Here is a 23321-nt window from a genome sequence, read left to right as displayed (position 1 = left end):
ATGAACTTACTTACCGCACTCTCCCCAATCGATGGTCGTTACGCCTCTAAAGCTGACAGCTTGCGTCCTTATTTATCAGAATTTGGTCTCATTAAAGCCCGCGTCACTGTCGAGATTCGCTGGTTACAGTCATTGGCAGATAACAATGCGATTGGTGAATTGGCAGCATTTGATACCGATACCAATGCCTTTTTAAACAGCATCGTTGATGACTTTAGTGAAGCAGATGCCCAAGCCATCAAAGACATCGAGGCGACGACCAATCATGATGTAAAAGCCGTTGAGTACTTCATCAAAGACAAGTTCCGTGGTCAGGCAGCGCTTGAGGATTCATTAGAATTTATTCATTTTGCGTGTACCAGTGAAGATATCAACAACTTGTCTTATGCGTTAATGCTAAAAGACAGCCGCGAGATTGTGGTTGCGAAAATGCAGCAATTGATTGATAGCATCGTTGATTTGGCGATTACTCACGCCGACCAACCGATGCTATCACGCACCCATGGTCAAACCGCTAGCCCAACAACGCTAGGCAAAGAAATGGCAAACGTCGCTTATCGCCTAGCCCGTCAAATTAAGCAAGTCGGTCAAGTAGAGCTATTAGGTAAAATCAATGGCGCGGTTGGTAACTATAACGCTCATTACGCCTCATATCCTGACGTTGATTGGCAAACACATGCAGAACGCTTCATTGATGAAAGTCTTGAGCTGACTTTTAACCCTTATACCACGCAAATTGAGCCGCATGATTATATCGCTGAGCTATTTGATGCAGTCAAACGTTTTAACACCATCCTAATCGATTTTAACCGTGATATTTGGCAATACATTAGCTTAGGCTATTTTAAACAGCGCCTAAAAGATGGCGAAGTTGGTTCTTCTACCATGCCGCATAAAGTAAATCCGATTGATTTTGAAAACTCTGAAGGTAACTTGGGCGTTGCGAACGCGATGCTGGCTCATTTGGGTGAAAAACTGCCTATTTCGCGTATGCAGCGTGATTTATCAGACTCTACCGTACTTCGTAATATCGGTGTTGGTCTGGCACAAAGCATGATTGCTTATGATGCTTGTTTAAAAGGTGTCAGCAAACTTGAATTGAATGCCCAGCGCTTAAATGACGATTTGGATAATGCACAAGAAGTATTGGCAGAGCCGATTCAAACCGTCATGCGCCGCTACCGTGTTGAAAACCCGTACGAGAAACTAAAAGCCTTGACTCGTGGTAACGCCATGACTCGTGAAGCCATGCTGACATTCGTTGAAAGTGATGAGCTATCTGCGGTGAGCGATGCGGATAAAGCGCGCCTACGTGAGATGACGCCTGCCACTTATATCGGTAATGCGGCGGAGCAAGCGCGCACGATTAAAGAGTGGATTGCTAAGATTTAGCTGGTAACAATCTTATCTTTATAAAATGTAAAAAAGATATAAACGAGCATTCATTTATATCTTTTTAAAAAAACCTTACTCTAAACACTATGATTTTTTAAATACATAGTTAATGGGTGAGGTTTTATTCTTTATCGTCTTCATCTTTTTTATCACTGCTATCACCCGGTATAATCGCTTTGGTAACAGCAACAGTACCTTTAACGACGCCTTTAGTGGTTTTGTAGGCGACTTTTACAGGTACAGTGACGATTTTATGCACACAAGCTTGCAGCATAAACATACTGGCGATGATGACGATAAACTGTAATTTTTTCATAAATTTCCTACGGATAATGAGAGGCACTGATGGCTATATTTTGACCATCAGCTAGACGCTAATCATAAACCAATACACGTCAGCTATAAAGCACTGTTCTAGTTTTATATTCTGTCTACCTTGATATCCTTTCTACTTAAACACACGGATCTACCCATGACTTCTATACCGCTTTGTTTACCCGACTCTATCACGCCTGAGCAATTTTTAAGCGAATACTGGCAAAAAAAGCCACTCTTAATTAAACAAGGCTTACCACAGCTAATTGGCATGTTTGAACCTGACGACATGCTCGGTCTAGCCCTAGAAGAAGATGCCGCAGCGCGCCTGCTGACTCAAGCAGCAAGTAAAAAAGAAGGTCAGGCGCAGTGGCAACTTAAAAAAAGCCCATTGACTGAAACTGATTTCGATAACTTACCTGAGCAATGGACCGTACTGGTGCAGAATATGGAACAGTGGTCACCTGAGCTTGGTCAATTGTGGCAAGCCTTTGACTTTATTCCACAATGGCAACGTGATGACATCATGGTTTCTTATGCGCCAAAAGCTGGTTCAGTCGGCAAACACTATGATGATTATGATGTGTTTTTAGCACAAGGCTACGGCACTAGACGTTGGCAACTGGGCAAATTCTGTGATAAAGATACTGAGTTCGTCGCCGATGAGCCGATTCGCCTCTTTGATGACATGGGTGAGATTATTTTTGATGAAATATTAGAAGCCGGTGACGTGCTTTACGTACCGCCGAAGCTGTCGCATTTTGGTGTGGCACAAGACGATTGCTTAACCTTTTCATTTGGCTGCCGTCGTCCTAACTTGATGCAAATCATCGACAGCTTGGCTGATATTGCCACCAACGACAGCGATTTATTTATCCCAATGCTGTTGCCACAAGCGCTGCAAGCATCAGGTGAATTGCAAGCAAGCAGCATCAATGCGATCAAAGATCAGCTATTACAAATGCTACAGTCTGAGCGTGGTGATGATATCATTCGTCAAGCAGTTTCTGAAGTCGTCAGCAAACGCCAGTATGATGCGCTGATGCCAGAGGATACATTAGATACCGATGAGCTCATGCAAGCTCTAGCAGAAGGTGCCACCTTGCAAGCGGATTATAGCAATCGTTTGCTCTATAGCCAGACTAATGATGGCATTGTGCTATATGCCAATGGTCAGCGCATTGACGGGCTTGATGATACAGCAGTAGCGGTATTGGTGCGTTTGGCTAATGGCGAACACCTAAATAGTCAAGATGTCACCGATGTTGATGCAGATGATTTGAGCGAATGGCTAGAGAACGGCTGGGTGTGGATTGATATTGCTGAATAATATCTATTAATCAGACATTAATCAAATAACGCAAATAAAAAAACCGCTATCTGACAATTACTCAGATAGCGGTTTTTTCTTATACATCCTACTCGGTATTTATAGCTATACCAAACACTGCTTCGCACTTATCAAAACGGATATAAGAGCGAAGCGGGTTTGTAATTAATACAGTTATTCTGTACCAAGTTCAAGCAAGCTAGCATTACCACCGATCGCTGTGGTATTGATTGTTTTGACACGCTCAGTGACAAAACGATGCAAATAATCAGGCGTTAGCATCTCTGACAAGCCTTCCATATCAGTGACGCTGATGACTTGCGTTAAGATACCGTCTGTATTGGCAAGCTCTTGACTGATGGTCTGCACTTCGCTTCGATTACCAGAGACTGCAACCTGTGCCAGACGATCGATATATAAAAGCGTGACGGTTTGCGAGTCATTCGCCACACTCAATACATCTTCGCTGATACCTGTATCGTATAGTATCTTGGCAGCTTCATTGCACATCTCATCTTGGCTTGGGCAATGCAGGATGACTTCATTACCTGTCAATAGTGCGGCTACCAGCTGTCCTAATACTGCCATGGCTCTAGCAGATTCACCACCAATAACCATGGTCTTACCACGACCAGTGACATATAGATCGTTGGACTCACCAGTTGCACCAGTCATGCGATGCACCTCATCCAAGCTAGGCGCGGCGCTCAATAGATGATTGAACAAACGCTTTGCTTTATTGGCGTCACCAGTCAGCAGCGCCAATTTTGGAATAGCCGCTTGCAGATATGTTGCGCGATTCACTGCGCCAAGTAATCGCCAAGATTCACAAACCTGGGCATGATTTTTTTTGAATTCAGTCGCCATGTTGCTACTCCTTATGCGAGTTCTGTTTGAGTGGTGGTTTGGGTAGTAGTATTAGCAGTTGTCTGGTTTCCGCTATTTGACTCTGAGCTAAGCTGCATCAAACGTGCGACATAATGCGGGCCACCAGCTTTAGGACCCGTACCAGACAGACCACAACCACCGAATGGTTGTACGTTTACGACGGCACCGATTTGGTTGCGGTTGATATAAGTATTACCTACAAACGCACGGCGCTCGATGTGCTCAACGGTATTTTCGATACGGCTATGAATACCTAGGGTCAAGCCAAAGCCTGTCGCGTTGATGGCATCAATCAACTTATTCAGATCACGTGCTTGATAACGCAGTACGTGCAAAATTGGACCAAAATGCTCACCACCGATCACGTCGATACTTTTCACTTCGATCGCTGTTGGTAATACAAAGGTAGACTGTTCTTGACTGACAACTGAGCTTGAACTCATTGGCGTCTGTGCCAAGATAGTCGCCGTTGGCTCAGCGTCCATACGCTCGATATGCGCTTCAAGACTACGTTTGGCATCCGCATCAATCACTGGGCCCACATCTGTAGCAGCATATAAAGGATTGCCGACCGATAGCTCAGCCATATTACCTTGTAATAGCTCAATTAAATTATCAGCCATTTCTTCTTGCACGCACAATATACGACAAGCTGAGCAACGCTGACCTGCTGAACCAAATGCAGATAAGACAGCGTCTCTAACCACTTGTTCTGGCAATGCCGTTGAATCGACAATCATAGCATTCTGACCACCAGTTTCGGCGATAAAAACAGGTAGCTCACCACTGGCTTGTGCATGATCATTTAAGCTTTGGTTAATACGTTGAGCCGTTTGGGTTGAACCCGTAAATATCACACCTGCTATATTGTCAGCCGCTGTCAATGCACCACCAACATCGCCAGCACCGATCACTAACTGTAAGGCTTGTGTTGGTACGCCTGCTTGGTACATTAGCTGAGCACCAAAATGGGCAATCAAGCTGGTTTGTTCGGCAGGTTTCGCCACCACCGTATTACCTGCTGCTAGCGCCGCTACGATTTGACCCGTATAGATAGCCAATGGGAAGTTCCATGGGCTAATACAGACAAAGGTGCCACGTGCTTTATAAACTTGACGAGATTGCTTGCCAGCCAAATCGGTAAATTCATGCACGACGTCGTCTAAACGCTCTGCTTCATCGGCATAAAAACGGCAGAAATCAACCGCTTCTTTAATTTCATCAATACCGTCTTGAAGGGTTTTGCCCGCTTCGATTTGGCATAGCGCCATTAGCTCAGCGTAGTTTTCTTCATAGAGATCAGCTATCTTACGCAATATTTCAGCACGCTTAGCAGCTGATACTGCTTGCCAGACACTTTGCCCTGCCACTGCGGCATCGATTGCTTGACCAGCTATTTCAGCATTGGCATAAGTGACTTCACCAGCACTTACTTCGTGGTTCCAAGGTGCACGTACGGTTTGAGTCTCAAGCTTATGCGTTATGCCTTCTACTTCATATTCATCAATTGCTTTGCCATTGACGATTGACGTCGCTGACCAAGTTTTATGCAGATGGCTATCGATAGCAGATTTAAAGGGCAGCCATTGTGACTCTACGAATATATTAGGACCAAAACTGGCACGGCGCGCACCATAAATCTCTAACGGCAACGGAATCTCTGGATTGTGTAACGTCGCATTAGCCAGTAGCTTGTCATAAGGATGTACTGTTAGCTTCTCAATCGGATAAGACTTGTCTAGCAGCTGATGGACAAACGAGCTGTTGGCACCGTTTTCGAGCAAGCGACGTACCAAGTACGGCAGCAAGTCTTTATGCGCGCCAACTGGGGCATAGATACGTACCGGAATTTTATACGCTTGTAAGATATGATCATAAAGCGCATCGCCCATACCATGTAGACGCTGAAACTCAAAGTCTCTATGCTTACTCATGGTCATAATTGATGCTAGGGTGTGCGCATTGTGTGTCGCAAACTGTGGCCAAATCAAGCCGCGCAGATGATCTGACAATAAGAAACGCGCACAGGCAAGGTAAGCAGTATCCGTGCCTTCTTTGCGTGTCCAGACAGGATAGCCTGACAGACCTTTTTGCTGGGCAAGCTTGATCTCAGTATCCCAATAGGCGCCCTTTACCAGACGTACTGGAATACGATCTCCCACCTCAGTCGATAGCCGTGCCAACCACACCAAAATAGCGATGGCACGCTTAGAGTAACCTTGCACGACCAAGCCAAGACCATCCCAGTCAGCCGTCAAATTGTCACGGTACAAAGACTCAAACAGTTTTAAAGAAATTTCAAGGCGGTCGGCTTCTTCGGCATCGATACTAAGATCCACATTGACTTCACGTGCCGCTTCGATGAGCAGCAAGCAGCGTTGACGTAATAAACCCATGACTTGGGCTTCTTGCGTGGCTTCATAGCGAGGGTGCAATGCTGACAGCTTGATAGATACTGATGGCTTAGGCATGCCTTCTTTGACTTTAATACTGGCAGTGGCTCTGATCGCATGCAGGTAGTCATTGAAGTATTTTTCAGCGTCTTTATGCGCAATAGCCGCTTCACCGAGCATATCAAACGAATAGGTATAGCCTTTATTACGATAAGGTTGGCTATTTTTATTGGCGTCCTCGATGGTCTCGCCCAATACAAACTGATGACCCATGATACGCATGGCTTTTTGCATGGCACTACGAATAACAGGCTCGCCCATCTTTTTAGTCATGCGATCCAAAAAGCCTGATGCTGTGGTGCTACTATCAATACTGACGACACGACCTGTCATCATCATTCCCCATGTCGAGGCATTGACCATAAAACCGTTGTCATTTTTGATGTGCTTTTTCCAATCAGCCACACTCATTTTGTCATGAATCAAGGCATCAGCAGTATAATTGTCTGGCACTCGAATCAAAGCTTCTGCCAAGCTCATCAGCAAGATACCTTCTTGGGTATCAAGACTATACTCAAGCAATAACGAGTCGACCATCTTGACCGCTTTGCCATCATTACGTACATGCTCAACCAGCTGGCGCGTTTGCTCAGCAGCGGCGTCACGTTCTTCTGTGCTGGGTTTAGCAAGTGGCAATAATTTGGACAACCAGCGCTCTTCATCAACGCTATACAACGGCGAAATACGGGCGTGCAGAGTTTCTGCCGACTGGGCAATATAATCTGGCGATAGCAAATCGACAGGATTAAAAAAAATCGGCTCTTGCGGGGTAAACTGGTCTACTGGGTTCATAACAACTCCATAACTATCGTTTAAAAACCATCATAAATAGTGCTTTAGGAAGTCTGATCGTCTGGTATAACTAGCCATCACCATCATTCATTTAGATGATGGCTATCGATAGATACTTATAACAATAATCAAAAGTCCAAACGGCGCCATCACAAAACGAGAAAATCCAGCGTAGGCTGGAAGCGGTTAAGTAGGTCGTTCGACTGTTAAACGGGCTACGTTAACAATACAAAGGCAACAACGAACAGCTAAGCGGCATTAGTGCCTTCTTCTTGTTTGTAGTGAAAGGAGTGTGATGATCAGATATCGCTACATTAAAACGAAATAATCGCTTTAGCAAAAAAATCTGCCATCTTGGGTGCTGCTAATTCACTGTAAGAAAAACCTCTACGGCGTTGATTGAGGTGATGCGCTTAACTCGGCTATAATATCATGAAAAAAAATTTCAAACTAACGATATTGCTTATTTTCACAAATTAATATATTTCTAAAAAACAATCAGTTAACGGCACTTTATCCCTTATGACGCACTGGTTATACTTTTCTATTTACTATTGACGATTAATTGTTTTATTAAATCAAACACTTGAATAAATTTAGGGAAATTTGAGCCATTTTAAATCAAAAAAAACCCCTTTATCGTTTCCGAATAAAGAGGAGTTTAACGTAACAAAACTCAAAAACAGTAAAGTAATATCGAACGCTCACCGCATCCTAGTAAAACTTATAAAACCACCAACTTGGTCAGCAAAATAACGGTCAATACCCAAACTGGGATCGTAATTTCAGAGAATTTACCGGTCATCAGTTTTACCGCGGTAAAGGTGATAAAACCAAGCGCAATACCATCAGCGATAGAGTACGTCAGCGGGGTCAATAACAGAACAACCGCTACAGGAGCCGCCTCTGTCAAATCTTCCCAGTTGATTTCTTTTAGGGTAAATAACATCAGTACCGACACATAGAAAATCGCGCCAGCTGTGGCGTAAGCAGGAATCATACCAGCCAATGGTGCAAAGAAAATACTCAGCACAAACAATACGCCAACCGTCACTGCCATCAGACCTGTACGACCACCTGATGCCACTCCAGAAGCACTCTCAATATAACTGGTGGTCGATGACGTACCCAACATTGCACCAGCGACCGTAGCAGTAGAATCCGCCAGTAGCGCTTTGTCCATATTAGGAATATTGCCGTCTTTATCAATTAAACCCGCTTTATTTGCAATACCAACCAAACTACCTGTCGTATCAAATAAATCGACGAATAAGAAGGCAAAAATAACGCTGATCATACCAACGTCAAACGCGCCGGCAATATCAAGCTCCATCAATGTTGGTGTGATAGATGGCGGCGCAGACATGATGCCAGCAAACTGTGTATGGCCTGTCAACAAGCTAATCACGGTGATAACCAAGATACCAATCGTCACGGCACCTGGGACTTTTTTATAGACCAAACCAATAATAATAAAGAAACCCAAAGCAGCCATCATAGGCGCAAATGAGGTCATGTCACCTAGCATCACCAATGTCGCATCACGACCGACAATGATACCTGAGCTCTGTAGCGCAATAAATGCTAAGAAAGCACCAATACCTGCCACAATACCTTGCTTAAGACTGTTTGGAATGGCGTTGATAACCCATTCGCGAATCTTAAATAAACTCAAAATGATAAACAAGCAGCCTGATAAGAAAACAGCACCTAGCGCAGTTTGCCAAGCGTAGCCCATACCCAATACAACGCCGTAGGTAAAAAAGGCGTTCAAACCCATACCTGGTGCGAGTGCCACCGGCAGTCTGGCATAAATACCCATAATAAAGCAGCCTATTGCCGCTGCTAAACAGGTGGCAACAAATACCGCCCCTTTATCCATACCAGCTTCCGCCAATACGTTGGGGTTGACAAAGATGATATAAGCCATGGTCAAAAAGGTGGTTATACCGGCAAGGATTTCCGTTTTGACTGTGGTGTTTTCACCATTAATCCCAAAATAGCGTTCAATTGCATTCATAAGTGTCGCGCCCAGCTTGCTAGTGAAAGAACAAATTTATTGATGCCTAAAATAAATATGACGTCAGCCAATGGATGGCGACGTCATTATCAAAAGACAGCGGTAACAAGGTGCAACATTTTAGAGAAGTTGCGGTACAAATTCAATCATTACCAGTGCCTTATGGGTACAAACCCACCTTTTCAGTCAATTGAGACATAACAGCCAGACAATATTTCAGACATCCGCATATAAATTAACCTTATACTATGAATTCTACAAACAGCTGTTAATTATTTGGTATTTAACACTTTAACAAATGACCTTTTCGACATTTAGCAGTACACTAGGCGGCTGATAGCAATATGCATCATGACTGTCATATTATATTTTCGTTATTAAAGATCCTATCTGGTCTGCGTGTCGCGCCATGCCAGCTATTATTAATTACCCATGAGTCCCATACATGCCTGAATCATTAAATATTATCGACCTTATTACCCAAGCCAGTCTCTTGGTGCAGATTGTGATGGCATTATTGTTATTGGCGTCTTTAGTCAGTTGGGTAATTATCTTTCGTATGAGCGCGCGGCTTGGTACGGCCAAAAATTTCGATCAACAGTTTGAAACTTGGTTTTGGTCAGGTGAAGACTTAGCCAAGCTTTACCAAGGCGTACAAGGCTCGCCTGAACGCCAAGGACTTGAGCAAATATTTTATGTGGGATTTTCTGAATACTTAAGAATGCATAAAAAGCGCCAACCCAAAGATGACATCATCGATGGTGTTGAGCGCAAGCTACGAGTCGGTTTAGGACGTCAGCAGCAACTATTAGAATCAGGACTGACCACGCTAGCGAGCATTGGCTCAGTCGCGCCTTATGTTGGATTGTTCGGTACGGTTTGGGGCATCATGAACGCCTTTTTAGGGTTATCACAAACGGAACAAGCAACCCTCGCCTCTGTCGCACCTGGTATTGCCGAAGCACTAATCGCAACCGCTATGGGCTTGTTTGCAGCGATTCCTGCCGTACTGGCATATAACCACTTTACCGCCAAATCTAGTCGCTTGTACGATTCACGTGCTTTATTTTGTGATGAAATGACGGGCATGCTCCAGCGCGAGACAAGTGCAGAAAGCACTGTTGGTAGAGACAATATCGCTACGAGAGAAACGACATCTACAGCCAATCAGGCACAAGGACTATGAAATCATGAAACAGAGTCCCTATCGCCGTGAAAAAAAAGCGCTAAATGCGGAGATGAATGTCGTTCCTTATATCGATGTGATGTTGGTGCTGCTCGTCATATTTATGGTCACAGCACCCATGCTGATTACGGGCGTCGATGTTGACTTGCCAAAAGAGCAAACCAATACCATGAGCCAAAGCCAACTACCCGTCATTGTGTCCTTGACCGATAGTGGCGATATTTTTATCAGTTATGAAGACAATGTCGACCTGCCGATTAGTGAAACAGAGCTGATTGATACGCTCGCCAATCTGCAAAACCAAAGCAGCAATGTAGGTGCTCAGCCCGTACAAGTGATGATTAATGCCGATCAAAACAACCAATATGGCGCTATCATGACACTCATGGCCACCTTACAACAAGCAGGCATTCAAAAGGTGGGATTATTAACAGGCGCACCCTTGCCCACACCATCATTGTAATAAATCCTATTCCTCGCTCAGCTTGCTATAATAAAGTAGATAATTTGATGAACCTCGTCCTTGAGTATCTTTACCATGCATAATGCTCCTGTCGTTTACGTACCGACCCAACCTGAAGGCAATGGGCTAACATTGCCTACGCTACTTAGCGTGCTGGCACATGGTCTCGTGATTGGGATACTCGTTTATACTTATCAACATACTAAAACCGACACTGTGGAAAGTATTGAGACGGTCATGGTCTCCCCTGAGCAATTGGCTGAAATGCAAGGTCAAATCCTTGCCAATCGTGCAGCGGCAGCTAGCGCGATGCAAGCTGAAACTAGCACAAGCAGTGCATCGAGCACCTCATCATCAGAAAGTTTTAGCGATAGCGCCAGTCAGCCAAACTCGCAGCGTGTGCCTGTCTTTACGCGCTCTAACGATCCTGCCAGTCAACCAATGCTGATGAGTGAAGAGCAGCATCAACGCTTACTTGAGCAAAACCAAGACTACGAACGTCGAATGGCAGAGTGGGCAGCACAATTAGATGAGTCGGTGACAGAAGAGCATGGTCAGGTGGAGCAAAACAAAAAAGAGCAGCTAATAGAAGAACAAAAACAGCTGGGCGATTTCCGTAATAAACAAAATAACCCGCCAAAGATTACACGCCCGACTGCGACTGATAAAAATTTAAAGATTAATACAGGTGATTCTGGTAGCGCAGGTCAGAGATATGATCTAGAAGCAGACGGCAACTCAACAACATCTAATGGTGGTAGTAGCAGTACCTCTGGTTCTACTGGTGCTAGCGATAGTGATATAAAAGCACTAATCAAAAAGAATCTTATATCACCAGAAGGAGCTAAGGGGCAAACTGTCTTAGCAACTCTGACTATTACTGTTGATAGCAGTGGTATTATAACTGGTTACAATGCATCAGGAAGTAACCCAAAATATAACAAAGCACTAGAAGATGCAGCTAGGGTTACCAGAAAATTACCCATTGGTCCTGACGATCCTAAATACCCTACTTTTAGCATAGAATATATTGGAACAACTAAATAAAACTCAGTATATAAAAATCTCATTTCTTAAATTTTAAAAGTATCAAGATTCTTTATTAATTTTAGGAGAATAAATTGTACAATTATATTTACAAAAAAAAGCTGACAACTCTGTGTATTAGCGCATCATGTTTACTTGCTTCTACTAGTTTGTTTGCCAAAGAAATAGTCGTACTACAGGATAGTTTCGAAATTCCCGTTCAACAAAACCAAGTCGCGTTTGTGCCATTTGCTGGTGATTCTGTATTATCGCCGATTATTCTAAATGATTTAAGCAAAACAGAGCTAAAAGTGACTAGCAAGGATCTACCACAGCAGCCGCGCAGTAGCAGCGAGCTGGCAGGCACATTGCCAGTATGGCAAAGCATGGGGATTCCTTATCTAGTGGTCGGCAGCACCCGCAGCAATCGCGGTAAAATAGTAACCGATTACGAAGTGATTGACGTTAAATCTGGTAGAGTAATCGAAGGCAAACAAAGCTTAACGGCTGACAATAATAAAGAAAGCATGCGCTATGCTGGTCACGTCATCGCTGATAAAGTATATGAGCTAATTACTGGTACGCCAGGTGACTTTTCAGGGCGTATTGCTTATATTGAAGAGATTGGTGCTGGTAAAGAAAAAGTCTCACGTTTAAAAGTGATGGATGCCGATGGCGAAAATGCCAAAACCATTACTGAAGTAACCGGTTCTATCTTTTCACCAACATGGTCGCCAGATGGCAATCGCATTGCTTATTCCGTACAACGTGATAAATCTTATCCCGTTATTTATGTACAAAGTGTGAGCGGTGGCGGTGCAACCCCGTTAACGCCCTTCCCTGGCAGCAACCTCAGTCCATCATTTTCACCTGATGGCAGCAAGATATTATTTTCTAGCAGCTTTGAAGGCAGTGCCGATATTTATGAGATGAGTGCCAGTGGTGGTCAACCTAGAAGGCTTATCAATTGGCCAAGCAGCGAAGTGCAACCAAGTTATGCGCCTGATGGCAAATCCTTTGTTTTTGTATCAGACAAAACTGGATTTAACAAACCACAGATTTATCGTTATGAGTTTGGTTCAGGACGTACTACTAAGGTATCAAGTAGCGGTTATGCCACTAGCCCGCAATTTAGTAACGATGGCTCACAAATTGCATTTTTAAGTGGTCGCTCAGCGGCGATCATGAATAGCGGCGGCACGGTCACTACTAACTTGGGCAATACCGGTATCGATGAAGCGCCAAGCTTTTCGCCTAATGGTAAGCGTGTTGTTTACGCCTCAAAGCAAGGTGGCAAAGGCGTATTAACCATCAAATCATTGAATGGTGGCGAGTCGTTTGGTAAGTCTGGTCAAGGCACGATTCGCTCACCAGTCTGGTCATCTAGTCCTAAATAAATCCTCTTTCTTAATCCATAAAGTCTTGCTCATAAAAAAGCGCCTAATAAATAATTAGGCGCTTTTTTATATTGCGAAGCACGGTTAAATCATTTTGCTACTAGGATATATTGGACAATTATTGACTAAAATAGTAAACACGATTAATCATCACTCGGATCACCCGCTGATGGATTTGGATGCCGCAGTTTTGCCACATCTTCAGCAGTCACGGTATCGGTAAAACCATTTAAGTCACTGACCACATATTGAGTAACCGCCGCCATCTGCGCATCGTTCATCATCCCATGGAATGAGGGCATACCACGAAAGCCATTAATCAAGATATCGATGATGTAATACTTTGATTGCATCTTACTGTTATTCGCCAGTGGCGGATAATAGCCTGCACCGTAAGCACCCTCGCCTTTGTGCATGTGACAAGCCGCACAAGAGTCGTGATACAGCTTTTTGCCATCTGTCGTTACAAAGCCATTTGTGCCTTCAAACTTTGCGTCCCATTCAGTAATACTTGGGTCGTCTTCCATATTGGGCAATGAGCTGTCGTCGACAATATTGATAGCAGGTGCAGTAAGCTCTTCACGGCTCATATAAACGCCGCCCCATGCACCCGTATTTCGGCTTGCTTGATAGTCATTGGTTGTCAAGGAATCCTGATCTTGTACACTGGAAACCGTCACTTCATCATCTGACCGTTGACTACAGCCCAACAGTGCTGCACTGCTGATCCCACTCAGCAGCATCACCGTCAGCAGTTTGAGTGTCATTTTTTTCATGACTTTTTTCTTCAAGATTGCTTTCTCCACGATTGCCTTCTTCACAATTGCATTGTCCATGATAGCCTCTGAATCTTATAGTTATTTATATAACCCAAGCGTTATTAAACAAGCATTTTTGCTTTTTTATGTAGGCGCTTTGCGGCATCCATACCAGATAAAATAGCGCCTTCTTGCCATGCCGGAATATGTGAGCAATGCTCGCCCGCCAGCACAATACGATTATCAATACTGCACAAGGTATCGTAATGCTGACGACGGGTCGACTCATTCCAAATACCGTAACAGCCGAGCGTCCATGGGATGCGGTGCCAGACAACTGATGTCCCTGCACGGAATTCTTTTGGATACTGAGGATGGATGTATTTACCATAAGCAAGCGCAACATTAATACGCTCTTGCGGCGTTAAGCTATTAAACTTATAAGACGTCGGACCATAACCATACGCACCGAGTAGCACGCCCGTACCATCTTTAAACATATTTTGTGACGGGTAAGCAATCTGAGCAATGGGCATGTCGGTATAAGTCAGACCACCAAATATCCATTCATCCTCTTCCCAAAAGCGGCGGTTGAACTCTAGACCAACTTTATAAGAGGTTTCATAAGGCACGGCGGCCATCGCCTGCTTCATTGGTTTTGAGACATTGATATCCATCTGCGTCAATACAGTTAATGGAATATTGCACACGCACCAGTCTGCACGAATGGTCTTGGTGGCACCATCTGGGCTGTTGCTGTCTACATAATCGACAGTGACGCCACTGTCATCTTGATGAATTTTAGTGACCTTTGCATTAAACTCAATCATATCGCGGCATTCACGGGTGAACGCATCCCCAATTTTCCCCATACCACCTACTGGCTGAAACATCGTCGGTTGATGACCATAAGTCATATGGTTGCCATAAATATCTGCCCACATACCTGAATCTAGTATCTCACTAATCGGCAAAGGTTTTGATGGCGTCGCATCAGGCATCAAGCCACCACCCGGAAACACACTAAAGCCGCGATGTTTACTGGTTTCATTACTGGCGCGATAACGATAATCTTTATCTAGCACCCCCCAGCCTTTTAAACCTTCTAATAGCTTTTCTTTGTCCTCAGTATTGACCGAGCGATCAAGACCACCGACGTTAACTGATTTCGATAGCAGCTCCGCGACATGACCTTGGATATCGTTTTTCACATCACCCAAACGCTGCGGCACGCCGTCGAAATGAGTACTGCGATGCAGATAAGCACGATCATTGGTTTGAATAAAGGGCTGCATTTCAACGCCAAACTGTTTGCAATAATGGAAGACGGCATAATGATGGCTTGGCAGACGCCACGGTCCACCATTAAAATAATTGCCCTCTTCAAAATCACAAGTGACTTCTTCGCCGCCAAGCTCGGTATATTTGTCCCCACTGTTCAATGTCCAGCTACGACCGCCGCCACGATTTTGATATTCAAGTACTTTGACATCGTAGCCTGCTTTACGTAACTCATAAGCCGCGGTCAGCCCGCCAAGACCCGCACCAAGAATGACGATACTAGCGCCCGGAGGTGCACCTTTAAGATCCATGGTCTCTTTAAAACTCGACTCTGACGCAAATCCTAATGTCGTCATCGCCTGATACATCGCTGTTGCGCCTGCGGTTTTACCAATCATCGAGAGCAGTTGGCGCCGCGTTGGTGATTGAAGCATGTCTTTCATAATAATGTCCTTGAAGTAGACGTTCCTGCAAGACGGTAGGCATATATATCATTAATCAGCTCGACTTAGTTCTACGTCTGTTTTTCGAGCTGTTGTGCCTTACCATGTTGCCTGTAGATCTTGTCCTATAATAAATATGTAGATCGTCTTTATAGAATCAATGAATTAACGACGGCGCCTAGACCGCAAGATGGCTCGTATAATAAACACAATGATAATAATAGCCACGATGATACCGATTACTGCCAGTAAGCCCGCATATTTGATTAAGAAGGGCTTGTCAGTACCTGTCGTTGCGATACGGTCAACATCACTAGCACTCACCTCACTACTGTTGAGACCACCAAAATTCACACGCACATAATTGGTAATACCAGCGATTTGCTCGCTATTTAGCTCATCTGAGAACCCTGGCATGATAGGTGATGTGTTAGTCGCGCCTTCTACCCCATGAAGGATCATATTGACCAGCGCATCAGGTTTCTCACGGCGAATACTGCTGAGTCCAACGATAGGAGCGTAACGCGCATCAGGCTGACCATAACCGTCAACGCCGTGACAGCTACCACAGGCTGCCAAATATAGCGATTCTGGTGAATTGCTGCCATTACTCACCTGTGCTTTGGCTTGGGCTAAATAATCTTTTTGCGCCAGTAAATCGTGAGTGATAGATTCGCTAATGGGTGTTGGTAAACGCGAGACATCAACGGCTGCGACCTTATCATCTGTTTGGATAGCAGGCACCGCTTTTAGATAAGCAGCAATGGCATTCAAATCTTCATTTTTTAAGTAGCGCGTACTATGTGCAACCGCCTCACCCATAGGACCACCTGCATAGGCACGCTGGTCAAGCTCACCAGTACGCAGATAAGTGACGATATCTTGTTCACTCCAACTACCGATACCGCTCGACTCGTCAGGCGTGATATTTGGTGCATGCCAATGACCAAGCTGAGCACCTGATAGATACATTTTTTTATCGAAACCCATGGTGCTATTACGCGGGGTATGGCAAGTGCCGCAGTGCTCTAAGTTATTGACAATATATTCACCACGTTGCTGCGTCTCGGTGAGACCATCACGGTTTTCAGTAGACGGGACATTAAGAAAATTCCAGCCAATCATTAAGCTGCGAATGTTAAAGGGAAATGGCAGGTCAGTTTTATATTTCGGTGCTTCATCGATAGCAGGTACGGTTTGCAGATAAGCAAACAACGCACTGATATCTTCTTCTTTCATGCCACTATAAGAAGGATATGGCATGGCAGGGTAAAGCATATGGCTTGGCGTACGACCTTTTTGCAACGCGTTCTTTAGGTCCGTTTCGGTATAATCACCGATACCATAACGTTTAGACGGGGTGATATTGGTTGAGTAGATATCTCCCATCGGCGTTTCGATCGCTGTACCGCCAGTATAATCTTCGCCATGACATGCCATGCAATCGGCCGCACGGGCAATGTAAGCACCGCGATTGACAAGCTCGCTATTGGCTGGACTAATATTAGGTAAACTGGCATTAGGCAGGCTAGCATTCGCTAGGCTGGTATTGACGACGCTTGCGCCTTCAGCCATCGCAGCGCTGGAGGTCATACCGATGACGAGCATCGATAACATCACAGAAAGTGGCTTCATAATATCCTCATATAGCTGGCACCTAGGGTGTTGTAATTATTATTAGGATGAATGATTGAGATGAAAGATTTAATATTGAGCAAGCCTTAATGAGTGATGACTTGTTATACTCAATTGATAGTCCATTAAATGAGGTAGCAAATCATCCAGTAAATGCTTAATACAGTAGCGTGGTAAAAGTAATTTCATAAGCATAGTTACTAAATGATGTCTACTCACTCTACTAATGTAAGACTATTTCGCTACTATTACTTAGCGAGTAACGTATTGGTCTCAAATTTTTACAAAACGTAAAGAACTGCGTTATCATTATCAGTTTTTGATAACGTAATATATTTTTTTATATTATAATAATAGGTCATTTAAATAATACCTTTAAAATCAGTAACTAAAGTCCAATTTTTTGGGTGCGTATCTTTTATAAAAAAACCTATCATTGTAGATAGCTGTCAAAAATTTGCTTCATTTTTTGTCATCATCGATTTTAGTTGTACATAATAGATACATAGACTTAAGTTAGCACTCGCTTTTTTTACCAGTCATATTTTTATAATGCTACGAAACAAGCTATTGCACCGCACCATATTTTGTTTATGATAGGCGCTATTTCCACGTTGCCGATCGCCGCCTGAGACACCACTATGAAGTTACCGATTCTTGCTTATATACTTACATCAGCCCTGTTAATCACAGGCTGCCAATCATTTCAGTTTGTCGACAGCCCTATCCCTGTGAATACCACCCCTACCAATAGCATCTTGGTCAAAAATACGCCTGCCACTACTGTGCAGGTTCAAAATAATACCAGTACAAAAAATCAAAAATAGTGCCATCACACTCATAAAATAAGCAAAAAAAAGGCAGATATCGGTTTGATATCTGCCTTTAATGTTTAATAAATTACCTTGAATGACTCAATAGCCATTCATTTCAAGGGCGCGCCGCCGGCTGATGCTTGATAATTGTCTTGGCCAAATGATCGCCGAACCAAATAGCCGTATCAATATCTCCCCGTCCTGGCGTTTCCTCAGGGGGACCATCAAGCGACTGGGTCATCAAGCCCAAAAAGCTAGATAAACGGTTTAAATCATGAGCCTCATGACCTGTCGGCATCAGCGGTAATCCAATCCAGTTCATGCCATGCTGCATCGCATATAAAGAAATCTGCTGCAATACCGCCAGCTTATCACCGCTCAGCCCACCAGAGTTGGCAAAAGCGGCTGCCCACTTACCTTCCCATTTACGATGATACCAGCGCTTTGAGGTTTCATCCATAAAAGTCTTAAATTCAGCAGTGACACTACCCATATATACGGCACTACCGAAAACCAGCAAATCCGCCTGATCCAAATAATCCCAGTCGACCTTGTGGACATCAACGGCTTTGGCCTGTGCTGCTGGCAATTGCTGATGCGCCCCTTCGACGATCGCTTCAGCGACGCGCTTGGTATGACCGTAGTTGCTATGATAAATAACAGCAATAGATACAGTCGGTATGCTATCAGTAGTGGACGATTTGGCAGGTGTATTCATACAAACTCTAATAATGGCTATAAATGGTTAAATAAAAACAATATAAGTTCAACAGTTAATTGCGCGCAACAGCAAATAGCGTAATCCTACGCAGCGCCACGTACAATGACCAGCGCCATTCGACCCGTAGCAGGCTGCTGCAAATGCGTTTGACGCCGATAAGAGTAATAGTGGTCATCAGTATAACTACAGCTGCTAGATAAGGTGTCATCTACTATAACGCCCGACGCACTAAGCTGATCCGCTGCCAACTTTGGTAAATTTAGCTTGATTTTTCTCGCGTCAACTGTGTTACAGCTTGACCGCTTATCAACCGTATCCTGTACATGTTGAGTATTGCTATCGCCTTTAATAATAGCTACAGAATCTATGACATATAACGAATCAAAATGTTCAATACTTGCTGTGTTCAATAACTTATTTTCTGTGCAACCTTTCAATAATTGATTGCGAACTTGAGCGCCAACTTCATAGCTGTCTTGACTGATACAAACACCAATCCAAGCTTTGATTTGTCCTGATTGCGTAAAGCATTGCACAGTCGCTTGAATAACCCCGCAAGCCAGACCTTGCCAACCCGCGTGAATCGCTGCCATTTGACCACTAGCTGGCTGATATAAAACTATCGGCACGCAGTCAGCCGTCATTATCGAAAGCCCAAGCCCTTGTTGCCGACTGACCATCGCGTCAGCAGACATTGGCGTCATACCTAGCGCTGTGCCATCAATATCATGAATTTGCTTACCGTGAACTTGGTTAACCCAGTGTAAGCGTTTGATGGGTACGTGTTGGCATGTCGACGATAAGGGTGCAAGCTGCTCATTGATGGCAGATAATAAACGCATGCGATTGCTCAGTACTTTTGCAGCATCGTCATTGACATGCAAACCTAAATTTAGCTCACCGTAATTCGCTTGACGTTGCTGTCGTACTAGCTGTTCTGTGGGCTGGTCTTGTGAGTCAACATCATCGCTTGAAAAGGCAGCTGTTTGAAAAACAGCCACATCATCAATCTGTGCAAGCAATGTCATAGGAAACTGATGAGTCATGGCTGATTTACCGTCTTAATGAGTCATTTTTATATCATGGATCGCTATTTACTACTAGGCTCTGTTTTTTATAAGCGACTTTACGCTCTCGCCTACAAGGAGCGGTCTACTCGTCATCATAGCCATCACTTAGCACAGCCATTAACTGCTGCATATCTTCAGGCAGTGGTGTGGTGACTTCAATATCTTCACCAGTCGTTGGATGCACGAAACCCAATGTATAAGCATGCAAGGCTTGACGTGGAAAATTATTAATCGCTTGACGTTGTGCTTCTGTCAGTCCTGCCCGCAATTGACGACGACCACCATAGACACGATCACCCACTATCGGATAAGTAACATGACTTAAATGCACACGAATTTGGTGAGTGCGTCCCGTTTCAAGACCTACATCCAACAGGCAATAATTGCCATTAAGCGCGGTCACATTCAGTAAATGAGTCACAGCTTCGCGTCCTGCCGTCATTACCGTCATTTTAGTACGCTGGTTGCGGTGACGACCGATTGGGGCGTCAATACGGCGATGGCGCGATAGACTCGCTGCATCCCCTGCTACCACACACTGATAATGACGATAGACCGACTTGTCCTTTAGTTGCTCCATCAGCGCAAGCTGTGCTGGCTTGGTTTTACCAATCAACAATAGCCCTGAGGTATCTTTATCGATACGGTGCACCAGACCTGCACGCGGCAGATGGTGCTGCTGCGGATAGTGATACAGCAGTGCATTGACCAAGGTGCCGGTTTGGTTGCCCGCACCAGGATGCACTACCATGCCAACAGGTTTATTGATGACCAATACTTCATCATCTTCATAGACCACATCGATGTCTATATTTTCTGGTTGATCTTCACTATGCTGCTCTAATGTGGTGGTTAACTGCAGCACATCACCCGCTCTGACACGAATTTTCGGTTTTTGCACGCCACCGTTATACAGCAGGCTGCCATCACTGATCCAACCTTGTAATTGAACACGTGAGAAATCGGTAAATATTTTTGAAGCCAATTTATCAATACGTAAACCAGCTTCGTCTTCTATAACCGTATGCGTCATATTAATAATTACTGGCACCACTTGACCGGCGGCTGATGCTTCATCATCTTCGCTATCATCAATGTCGTCAGCATCTTCATCGCTGCTATCTATCATATCGTCGTCAAGCACATCACTATCTTTTAACATAGCTTCTTCTGACACAGCGTCTTCTAAAACATGATCGCTATGGCTTTGCTCATCAAGCATCGACTGATTATCGTCAGGTAATTCACTATTATTTAAAACGTCATTTGGCATCGGTGACTCTTGTGCTGATGAATCAGTCTGTCGTGATTGATTCGGTGGTAAATGGGTAGTCATAGCATTATTATTCATAGCAGATTTATATATGGCAAAGCGCCTGACATGGTTTTGAAAGGTAGCTTTTGAGAAATTTCTAATAAAGTATTAAGCGTAACGCTATAAAAAACAAAAGGCCATTCGCTATCAATCGCTTATCATAAAAGCGATCGTCGTCGAAAAAAGCGGAGGCAATACCGTGCTAGTGTATCACGCCAAGCGCCTAAGCCCTATAGAAGCTGTGTGTTATCTGTCATTTTTTGATTATACCGCAGCGAGCGTCAGCGCCGTACTTAACTCTCTAAAATATGACATTGCTGTAATTTACTGTATATTTATCAGTGTCAGCGACATTCGATATCGCTCGTGACAGCAGCTCATGTTAAAATGCCAAACTGACATGCGCTAGTGTACAGCTCATTGCGAGCAGCAGCATATCGTATATGCGTTGCAGTAGACTAATAACTGTACGATACTGACTCAAATCCGATGAGCACGATTGGATTAAGTACAATATAGATGGCGAAAAAATAGACGAAGCAAACGTTATTCTATAAAGTATAGCCATATTTTGCTGTATGCTATGCCACTGTATGCTTATCGAATTTTTTATTAAAAGCATTTGGTTTGATATAAACCCTATGCCATCAAGCGTTTTTTAATAACGATAACTGGTATGTCCGATGATTGACATAGTAGATGACAGACCACTATTGATGCCTACGCATCGTTTTTTATCATTAACCTAATATCTAGTATGATAGCGTCGCTGCTATTATACGTCTTGTGTCGGAGAAGAAGTATGCAAGCTGTTGGCAATACGTTTATCAAACTGTCCTCAATAACCCTACTTGCGCTAAGCGTAAACTTAGTGGGCTGTCAGACTTTCAAAAATCTGACTGGCGGTAAAGACGTCGATGCGGTAGAAACTGCCGAAAAATCAGAGCAGAACTATTATAACGACGCCATTACCCAGATTGATAAAGGCCGCTATACACAAGCCATCGAAGATTTGACCAATCTGCGCACTTTTTATCCTACTGGACAATACGCTGAGCAAGCATTACTCGACATGATGTACGCACAATATGCCAGTGGTAAGTATGAAATGGCCGCCGCCAGCGCTGAGCAATTTATTAACCTATATCCTTCTAATCCGCAAGTCAGCTACGCTTACTATGTGCGCGGCGTCGCCAATATGCAAGGCTCATCAGAAGGTCTAAAACTGTTTAAGCTCAATCAAGCTGAGCGTGATACCGCCTATTTACGTATTGCCTTCGCTAACTTTCAAGAGCTTATTAATAAGTACCCTAACAGCCCTTACGCGCCAGATGCCGCTCAGCGCATGACTTTCATTTACAATCAGTTTGCTGAAAGTGAGATGAGTGCCGCCAACTGGTATATCGAGCGCGAAGCTTATGTCGCTGCTGTTAACCGTGCCAAATGGGTGTTTCAATACTATCCACTTAGTGAATCCATCCCAGACGCAATCGCGGTCTTAGCTTATAGCTATGACAAATTGGGTATGTCTGATTTGGCAGCAGAATACAAAACTCTATTGCAGATTAATTATCCCAACATGTTAAGTGCTAATGGACGCGTTAAACTCGACACCAAACGTGAGCGTTCTTTCATCAACAAATTGACTTTTGGACAGTTAAGTCGTTTTAACAAAGATACTTCATCAGTTGCGACAGGCGACTATAACGGCGCGACCAAAACTCAGGTTATTCGTAACGCCAGTCAATTGAGACTGCCAAGCGATAATGCAGCAGCCAGTGCAGCGCAAGGTACTTCACCTGTGCGCGCCAATACTGGCATTAACGTCGGCTTGGGTCTGCCTGAAGCTTCCGCTGAGCGCATTACTAGCCAATCGAGCACTGGCTCTACGGCAAGAGAAGCCAATGTCGATCCGCAAAACACCAATCCTGTACGCCGTACGACATTGCCTGTTCAAGGGATTGATATCATGCCAGCAGATGTCGATATGAATGATGAATAAATGCGCTGGATTTGAG

General features: G+C 44.1%; 18 protein-coding genes. 8 read left to right on the top strand and 10 right to left on the bottom strand.

Translation table 11 applies throughout. From position 1 onward, the window contains the following. Nucleotides 1–1392: an adenylosuccinate lyase gene (gene purB / locus Q6344_05940; GenBank protein WLG14875.1), complete on the top strand. Its 1392-nt coding sequence runs from the start codon at nucleotides 1–3 to the stop codon at nucleotides 1390–1392. 124 nt (nucleotides 1393–1516) lie between these two features. Here the strand turns inward: purB and Q6344_05935 are convergent, their stop codons facing one another. After that, nucleotides 1517–1711: an NF038104 family lipoprotein gene (locus Q6344_05935; GenBank protein WLG14874.1), complete on the bottom strand. Its 195-nt coding sequence runs from the start codon at nucleotides 1709–1711 to the stop codon at nucleotides 1517–1519. Between the two features lie 156 nt (nucleotides 1712–1867). Between Q6344_05935 and Q6344_05930 the strand changes: the two genes are divergently transcribed. Beyond that, complete coding sequence (locus Q6344_05930) at nucleotides 1868–3040, top strand: cupin domain-containing protein (GenBank protein ID WLG14873.1); 1173 nt, start codon at nucleotides 1868–1870, stop codon at nucleotides 3038–3040. Nucleotides 3041–3214: 174 nt separating this feature from the next. On the opposite strand, the gene Q6344_05925 is transcribed toward Q6344_05930, so the two are convergent. From Q6344_05925 to Q6344_05915, 3 genes are all read right to left on the bottom strand, one after another. After that, nucleotides 3215–3907, bottom strand: coding sequence for a 1-pyrroline-5-carboxylate dehydrogenase (locus Q6344_05925; protein ID WLG14872.1), 693 nt, complete (start codon nucleotides 3905–3907; stop codon nucleotides 3215–3217). Between the two features lie 11 nt (nucleotides 3908–3918). Next, on the bottom strand, nucleotides 3919–7173 hold the full coding sequence (gene putA / locus Q6344_05920; GenBank protein WLG14871.1) for a bifunctional proline dehydrogenase/L-glutamate gamma-semialdehyde dehydrogenase PutA: 3255 nt from the start codon (nucleotides 7171–7173) through the stop codon (nucleotides 3919–3921). Nucleotides 7174–7897: 724 nt separating this feature from the next. Then, on the bottom strand, nucleotides 7898–9193 hold the full coding sequence (locus Q6344_05915) for an NCS2 family permease (GenBank protein WLG14870.1): 1296 nt from the start codon (nucleotides 9191–9193) through the stop codon (nucleotides 7898–7900). Between the two features lie 445 nt (nucleotides 9194–9638). Between Q6344_05915 and tolQ the strand changes: the two genes are divergently transcribed. From tolQ to Q6344_05895, 4 genes are all read left to right on the top strand, one after another. Continuing rightward, on the top strand, nucleotides 9639–10379 hold the full coding sequence (gene tolQ, locus Q6344_05910; GenBank protein ID WLG14869.1) for a protein TolQ: 741 nt from the start codon (nucleotides 9639–9641) through the stop codon (nucleotides 10377–10379). Between the two features lie 4 nt (nucleotides 10380–10383). Beyond that, nucleotides 10384–10842 carry a protein TolR gene (gene tolR / locus Q6344_05905; GenBank protein ID WLG14868.1) on the top strand — a complete coding sequence of 153 codons (459 nt, stop codon included), beginning with the start codon at nucleotides 10384–10386 and terminating at the stop codon, nucleotides 10840–10842. 75 nt (nucleotides 10843–10917) lie between these two features. After that, nucleotides 10918–11889 (top strand): cell envelope integrity protein TolA, encoded by a 972-nt coding sequence (locus Q6344_05900; GenBank protein WLG14867.1) that lies wholly within the window; start codon nucleotides 10918–10920, stop codon nucleotides 11887–11889. A gap of 74 nt (nucleotides 11890–11963) precedes the next feature. Then, a complete protein-coding gene (locus tag Q6344_05895; GenBank protein WLG14866.1) occupies nucleotides 11964–13265 on the top strand; it encodes a translocation protein TolB in 1302 nt (433 codons plus the stop codon). A 143-nt stretch (nucleotides 13266–13408) separates the two neighbouring features. On the opposite strand, the gene Q6344_05890 is transcribed toward Q6344_05895, so the two are convergent. From Q6344_05890 to Q6344_05880, 3 genes are all read right to left on the bottom strand, one after another. Then, nucleotides 13409–14041: a cytochrome c gene (locus Q6344_05890; GenBank protein WLG15154.1), complete on the bottom strand. Its 633-nt coding sequence runs from the start codon at nucleotides 14039–14041 to the stop codon at nucleotides 13409–13411. Nucleotides 14042–14145: 104 nt separating this feature from the next. Beyond that, the gene (locus Q6344_05885) at nucleotides 14146–15747 is read right to left on the bottom strand and encodes a flavin monoamine oxidase family protein (protein ID WLG14865.1); all 1602 of its coding nucleotides are present in this window, start codon (nucleotides 15745–15747) and stop codon (nucleotides 14146–14148) included. A gap of 165 nt (nucleotides 15748–15912) precedes the next feature. Beyond that, on the bottom strand, nucleotides 15913–17382 hold the full coding sequence (locus tag Q6344_05880; GenBank protein WLG14864.1) for a cytochrome c: 1470 nt from the start codon (nucleotides 17380–17382) through the stop codon (nucleotides 15913–15915). A 641-nt stretch (nucleotides 17383–18023) separates the two neighbouring features. On the opposite strand from Q6344_05880, the gene Q6344_05875 reads away from it, so the two are divergent. Beyond that, nucleotides 18024–18209 carry a hypothetical protein gene (locus Q6344_05875; GenBank protein WLG14863.1) on the top strand — a complete coding sequence of 62 codons (186 nt, stop codon included), beginning with the start codon at nucleotides 18024–18026 and terminating at the stop codon, nucleotides 18207–18209. Nucleotides 18210–18312: 103 nt separating this feature from the next. On the opposite strand, the gene Q6344_05870 is transcribed toward Q6344_05875, so the two are convergent. From Q6344_05870 to Q6344_05860, 3 genes are all read right to left on the bottom strand, one after another. Continuing rightward, nucleotides 18313–18915, bottom strand: coding sequence for a flavodoxin family protein (locus Q6344_05870; GenBank protein ID WLG14862.1), 603 nt, complete (start codon nucleotides 18913–18915; stop codon nucleotides 18313–18315). Between the two features lie 86 nt (nucleotides 18916–19001). Then, nucleotides 19002–19964, bottom strand: coding sequence for a polyphenol oxidase family protein (locus tag Q6344_05865; GenBank protein WLG14861.1), 963 nt, complete (start codon nucleotides 19962–19964; stop codon nucleotides 19002–19004). Nucleotides 19965–20070: 106 nt separating this feature from the next. Then, nucleotides 20071–21324, bottom strand: coding sequence for an RluA family pseudouridine synthase (locus Q6344_05860; protein ID WLG14860.1), 1254 nt, complete (start codon nucleotides 21322–21324; stop codon nucleotides 20071–20073). 781 nt (nucleotides 21325–22105) lie between these two features. Here Q6344_05860 and Q6344_05855 point away from each other — a divergent pair. Beyond that, nucleotides 22106–23305 carry an outer membrane protein assembly factor BamD gene (locus Q6344_05855; protein ID WLG14859.1) on the top strand — a complete coding sequence of 400 codons (1200 nt, stop codon included), beginning with the start codon at nucleotides 22106–22108 and terminating at the stop codon, nucleotides 23303–23305. The last annotated feature ends 16 nt before the right edge of the window (nucleotides 23306–23321 follow it).

Source organism: Psychrobacter cibarius (assembly GCA_030686115.1).
In the GTDB taxonomy this organism is placed as follows: Bacteria; Pseudomonadota; Gammaproteobacteria; order Pseudomonadales; family Moraxellaceae; genus Psychrobacter; species Psychrobacter cibarius_C.
Note: the sequence above shows the minus strand (reverse complement) of the source record. Positions and strands in the feature narration are given on the sequence as shown.

Excerpts from the sequence above, each read along its gene's own strand:
- Q6344_05860 (WLG14860.1), bottom strand. The coding sequence starts at position 21,324 with ATGACTACCCATTTACCACCGAATCAATCACGACAGACTGATTCATCA.
- Q6344_05855 (WLG14859.1), top strand. The coding sequence starts at position 22,106 with ATGCAAGCTGTTGGCAATACGTTTATCAAACTGTCCTCAATAACCCTA.
- tolR (WLG14868.1), top strand. The coding sequence starts at position 10,384 with ATGAAACAGAGTCCCTATCGCCGTGAAAAAAAAGCGCTAAATGCGGAG.
- Q6344_05865 (WLG14861.1), bottom strand. The coding sequence starts at position 19,964 with ATGACTCATCAGTTTCCTATGACATTGCTTGCACAGATTGATGATGTG.
- Q6344_05870 (WLG14862.1), bottom strand. The coding sequence starts at position 18,915 with ATGAATACACCTGCCAAATCGTCCACTACTGATAGCATACCGACTGTA.
- tolQ (WLG14869.1), top strand. The coding sequence starts at position 9,639 with ATGCCTGAATCATTAAATATTATCGACCTTATTACCCAAGCCAGTCTC.
- Q6344_05935 (WLG14874.1), bottom strand. The coding sequence starts at position 1,711 with ATGAAAAAATTACAGTTTATCGTCATCATCGCCAGTATGTTTATGCTG.
- Q6344_05875 (WLG14863.1), top strand. The coding sequence starts at position 18,024 with ATGAAGTTACCGATTCTTGCTTATATACTTACATCAGCCCTGTTAATC.
- Q6344_05915 (WLG14870.1), bottom strand. The coding sequence starts at position 9,193 with ATGAATGCAATTGAACGCTATTTTGGGATTAATGGTGAAAACACCACA.
- putA (WLG14871.1), bottom strand. The coding sequence starts at position 7,173 with ATGAACCCAGTAGACCAGTTTACCCCGCAAGAGCCGATTTTTTTTAAT.
- Q6344_05890 (WLG15154.1), bottom strand. The coding sequence starts at position 14,041 with ATGAAAAAAATGACACTCAAACTGCTGACGGTGATGCTGCTGAGTGGG.
- Q6344_05925 (WLG14872.1), bottom strand. The coding sequence starts at position 3,907 with ATGGCGACTGAATTCAAAAAAAATCATGCCCAGGTTTGTGAATCTTGG.
- Q6344_05880 (WLG14864.1), bottom strand. The coding sequence starts at position 17,382 with ATGAAGCCACTTTCTGTGATGTTATCGATGCTCGTCATCGGTATGACC.
- Q6344_05885 (WLG14865.1), bottom strand. The coding sequence starts at position 15,747 with ATGAAAGACATGCTTCAATCACCAACGCGGCGCCAACTGCTCTCGATG.
- Q6344_05900 (WLG14867.1), top strand. The coding sequence starts at position 10,918 with ATGCATAATGCTCCTGTCGTTTACGTACCGACCCAACCTGAAGGCAAT.
- purB (WLG14875.1), top strand. The coding sequence starts at position 1 with ATGAACTTACTTACCGCACTCTCCCCAATCGATGGTCGTTACGCCTCT.
- Q6344_05930 (WLG14873.1), top strand. The coding sequence starts at position 1,868 with ATGACTTCTATACCGCTTTGTTTACCCGACTCTATCACGCCTGAGCAA.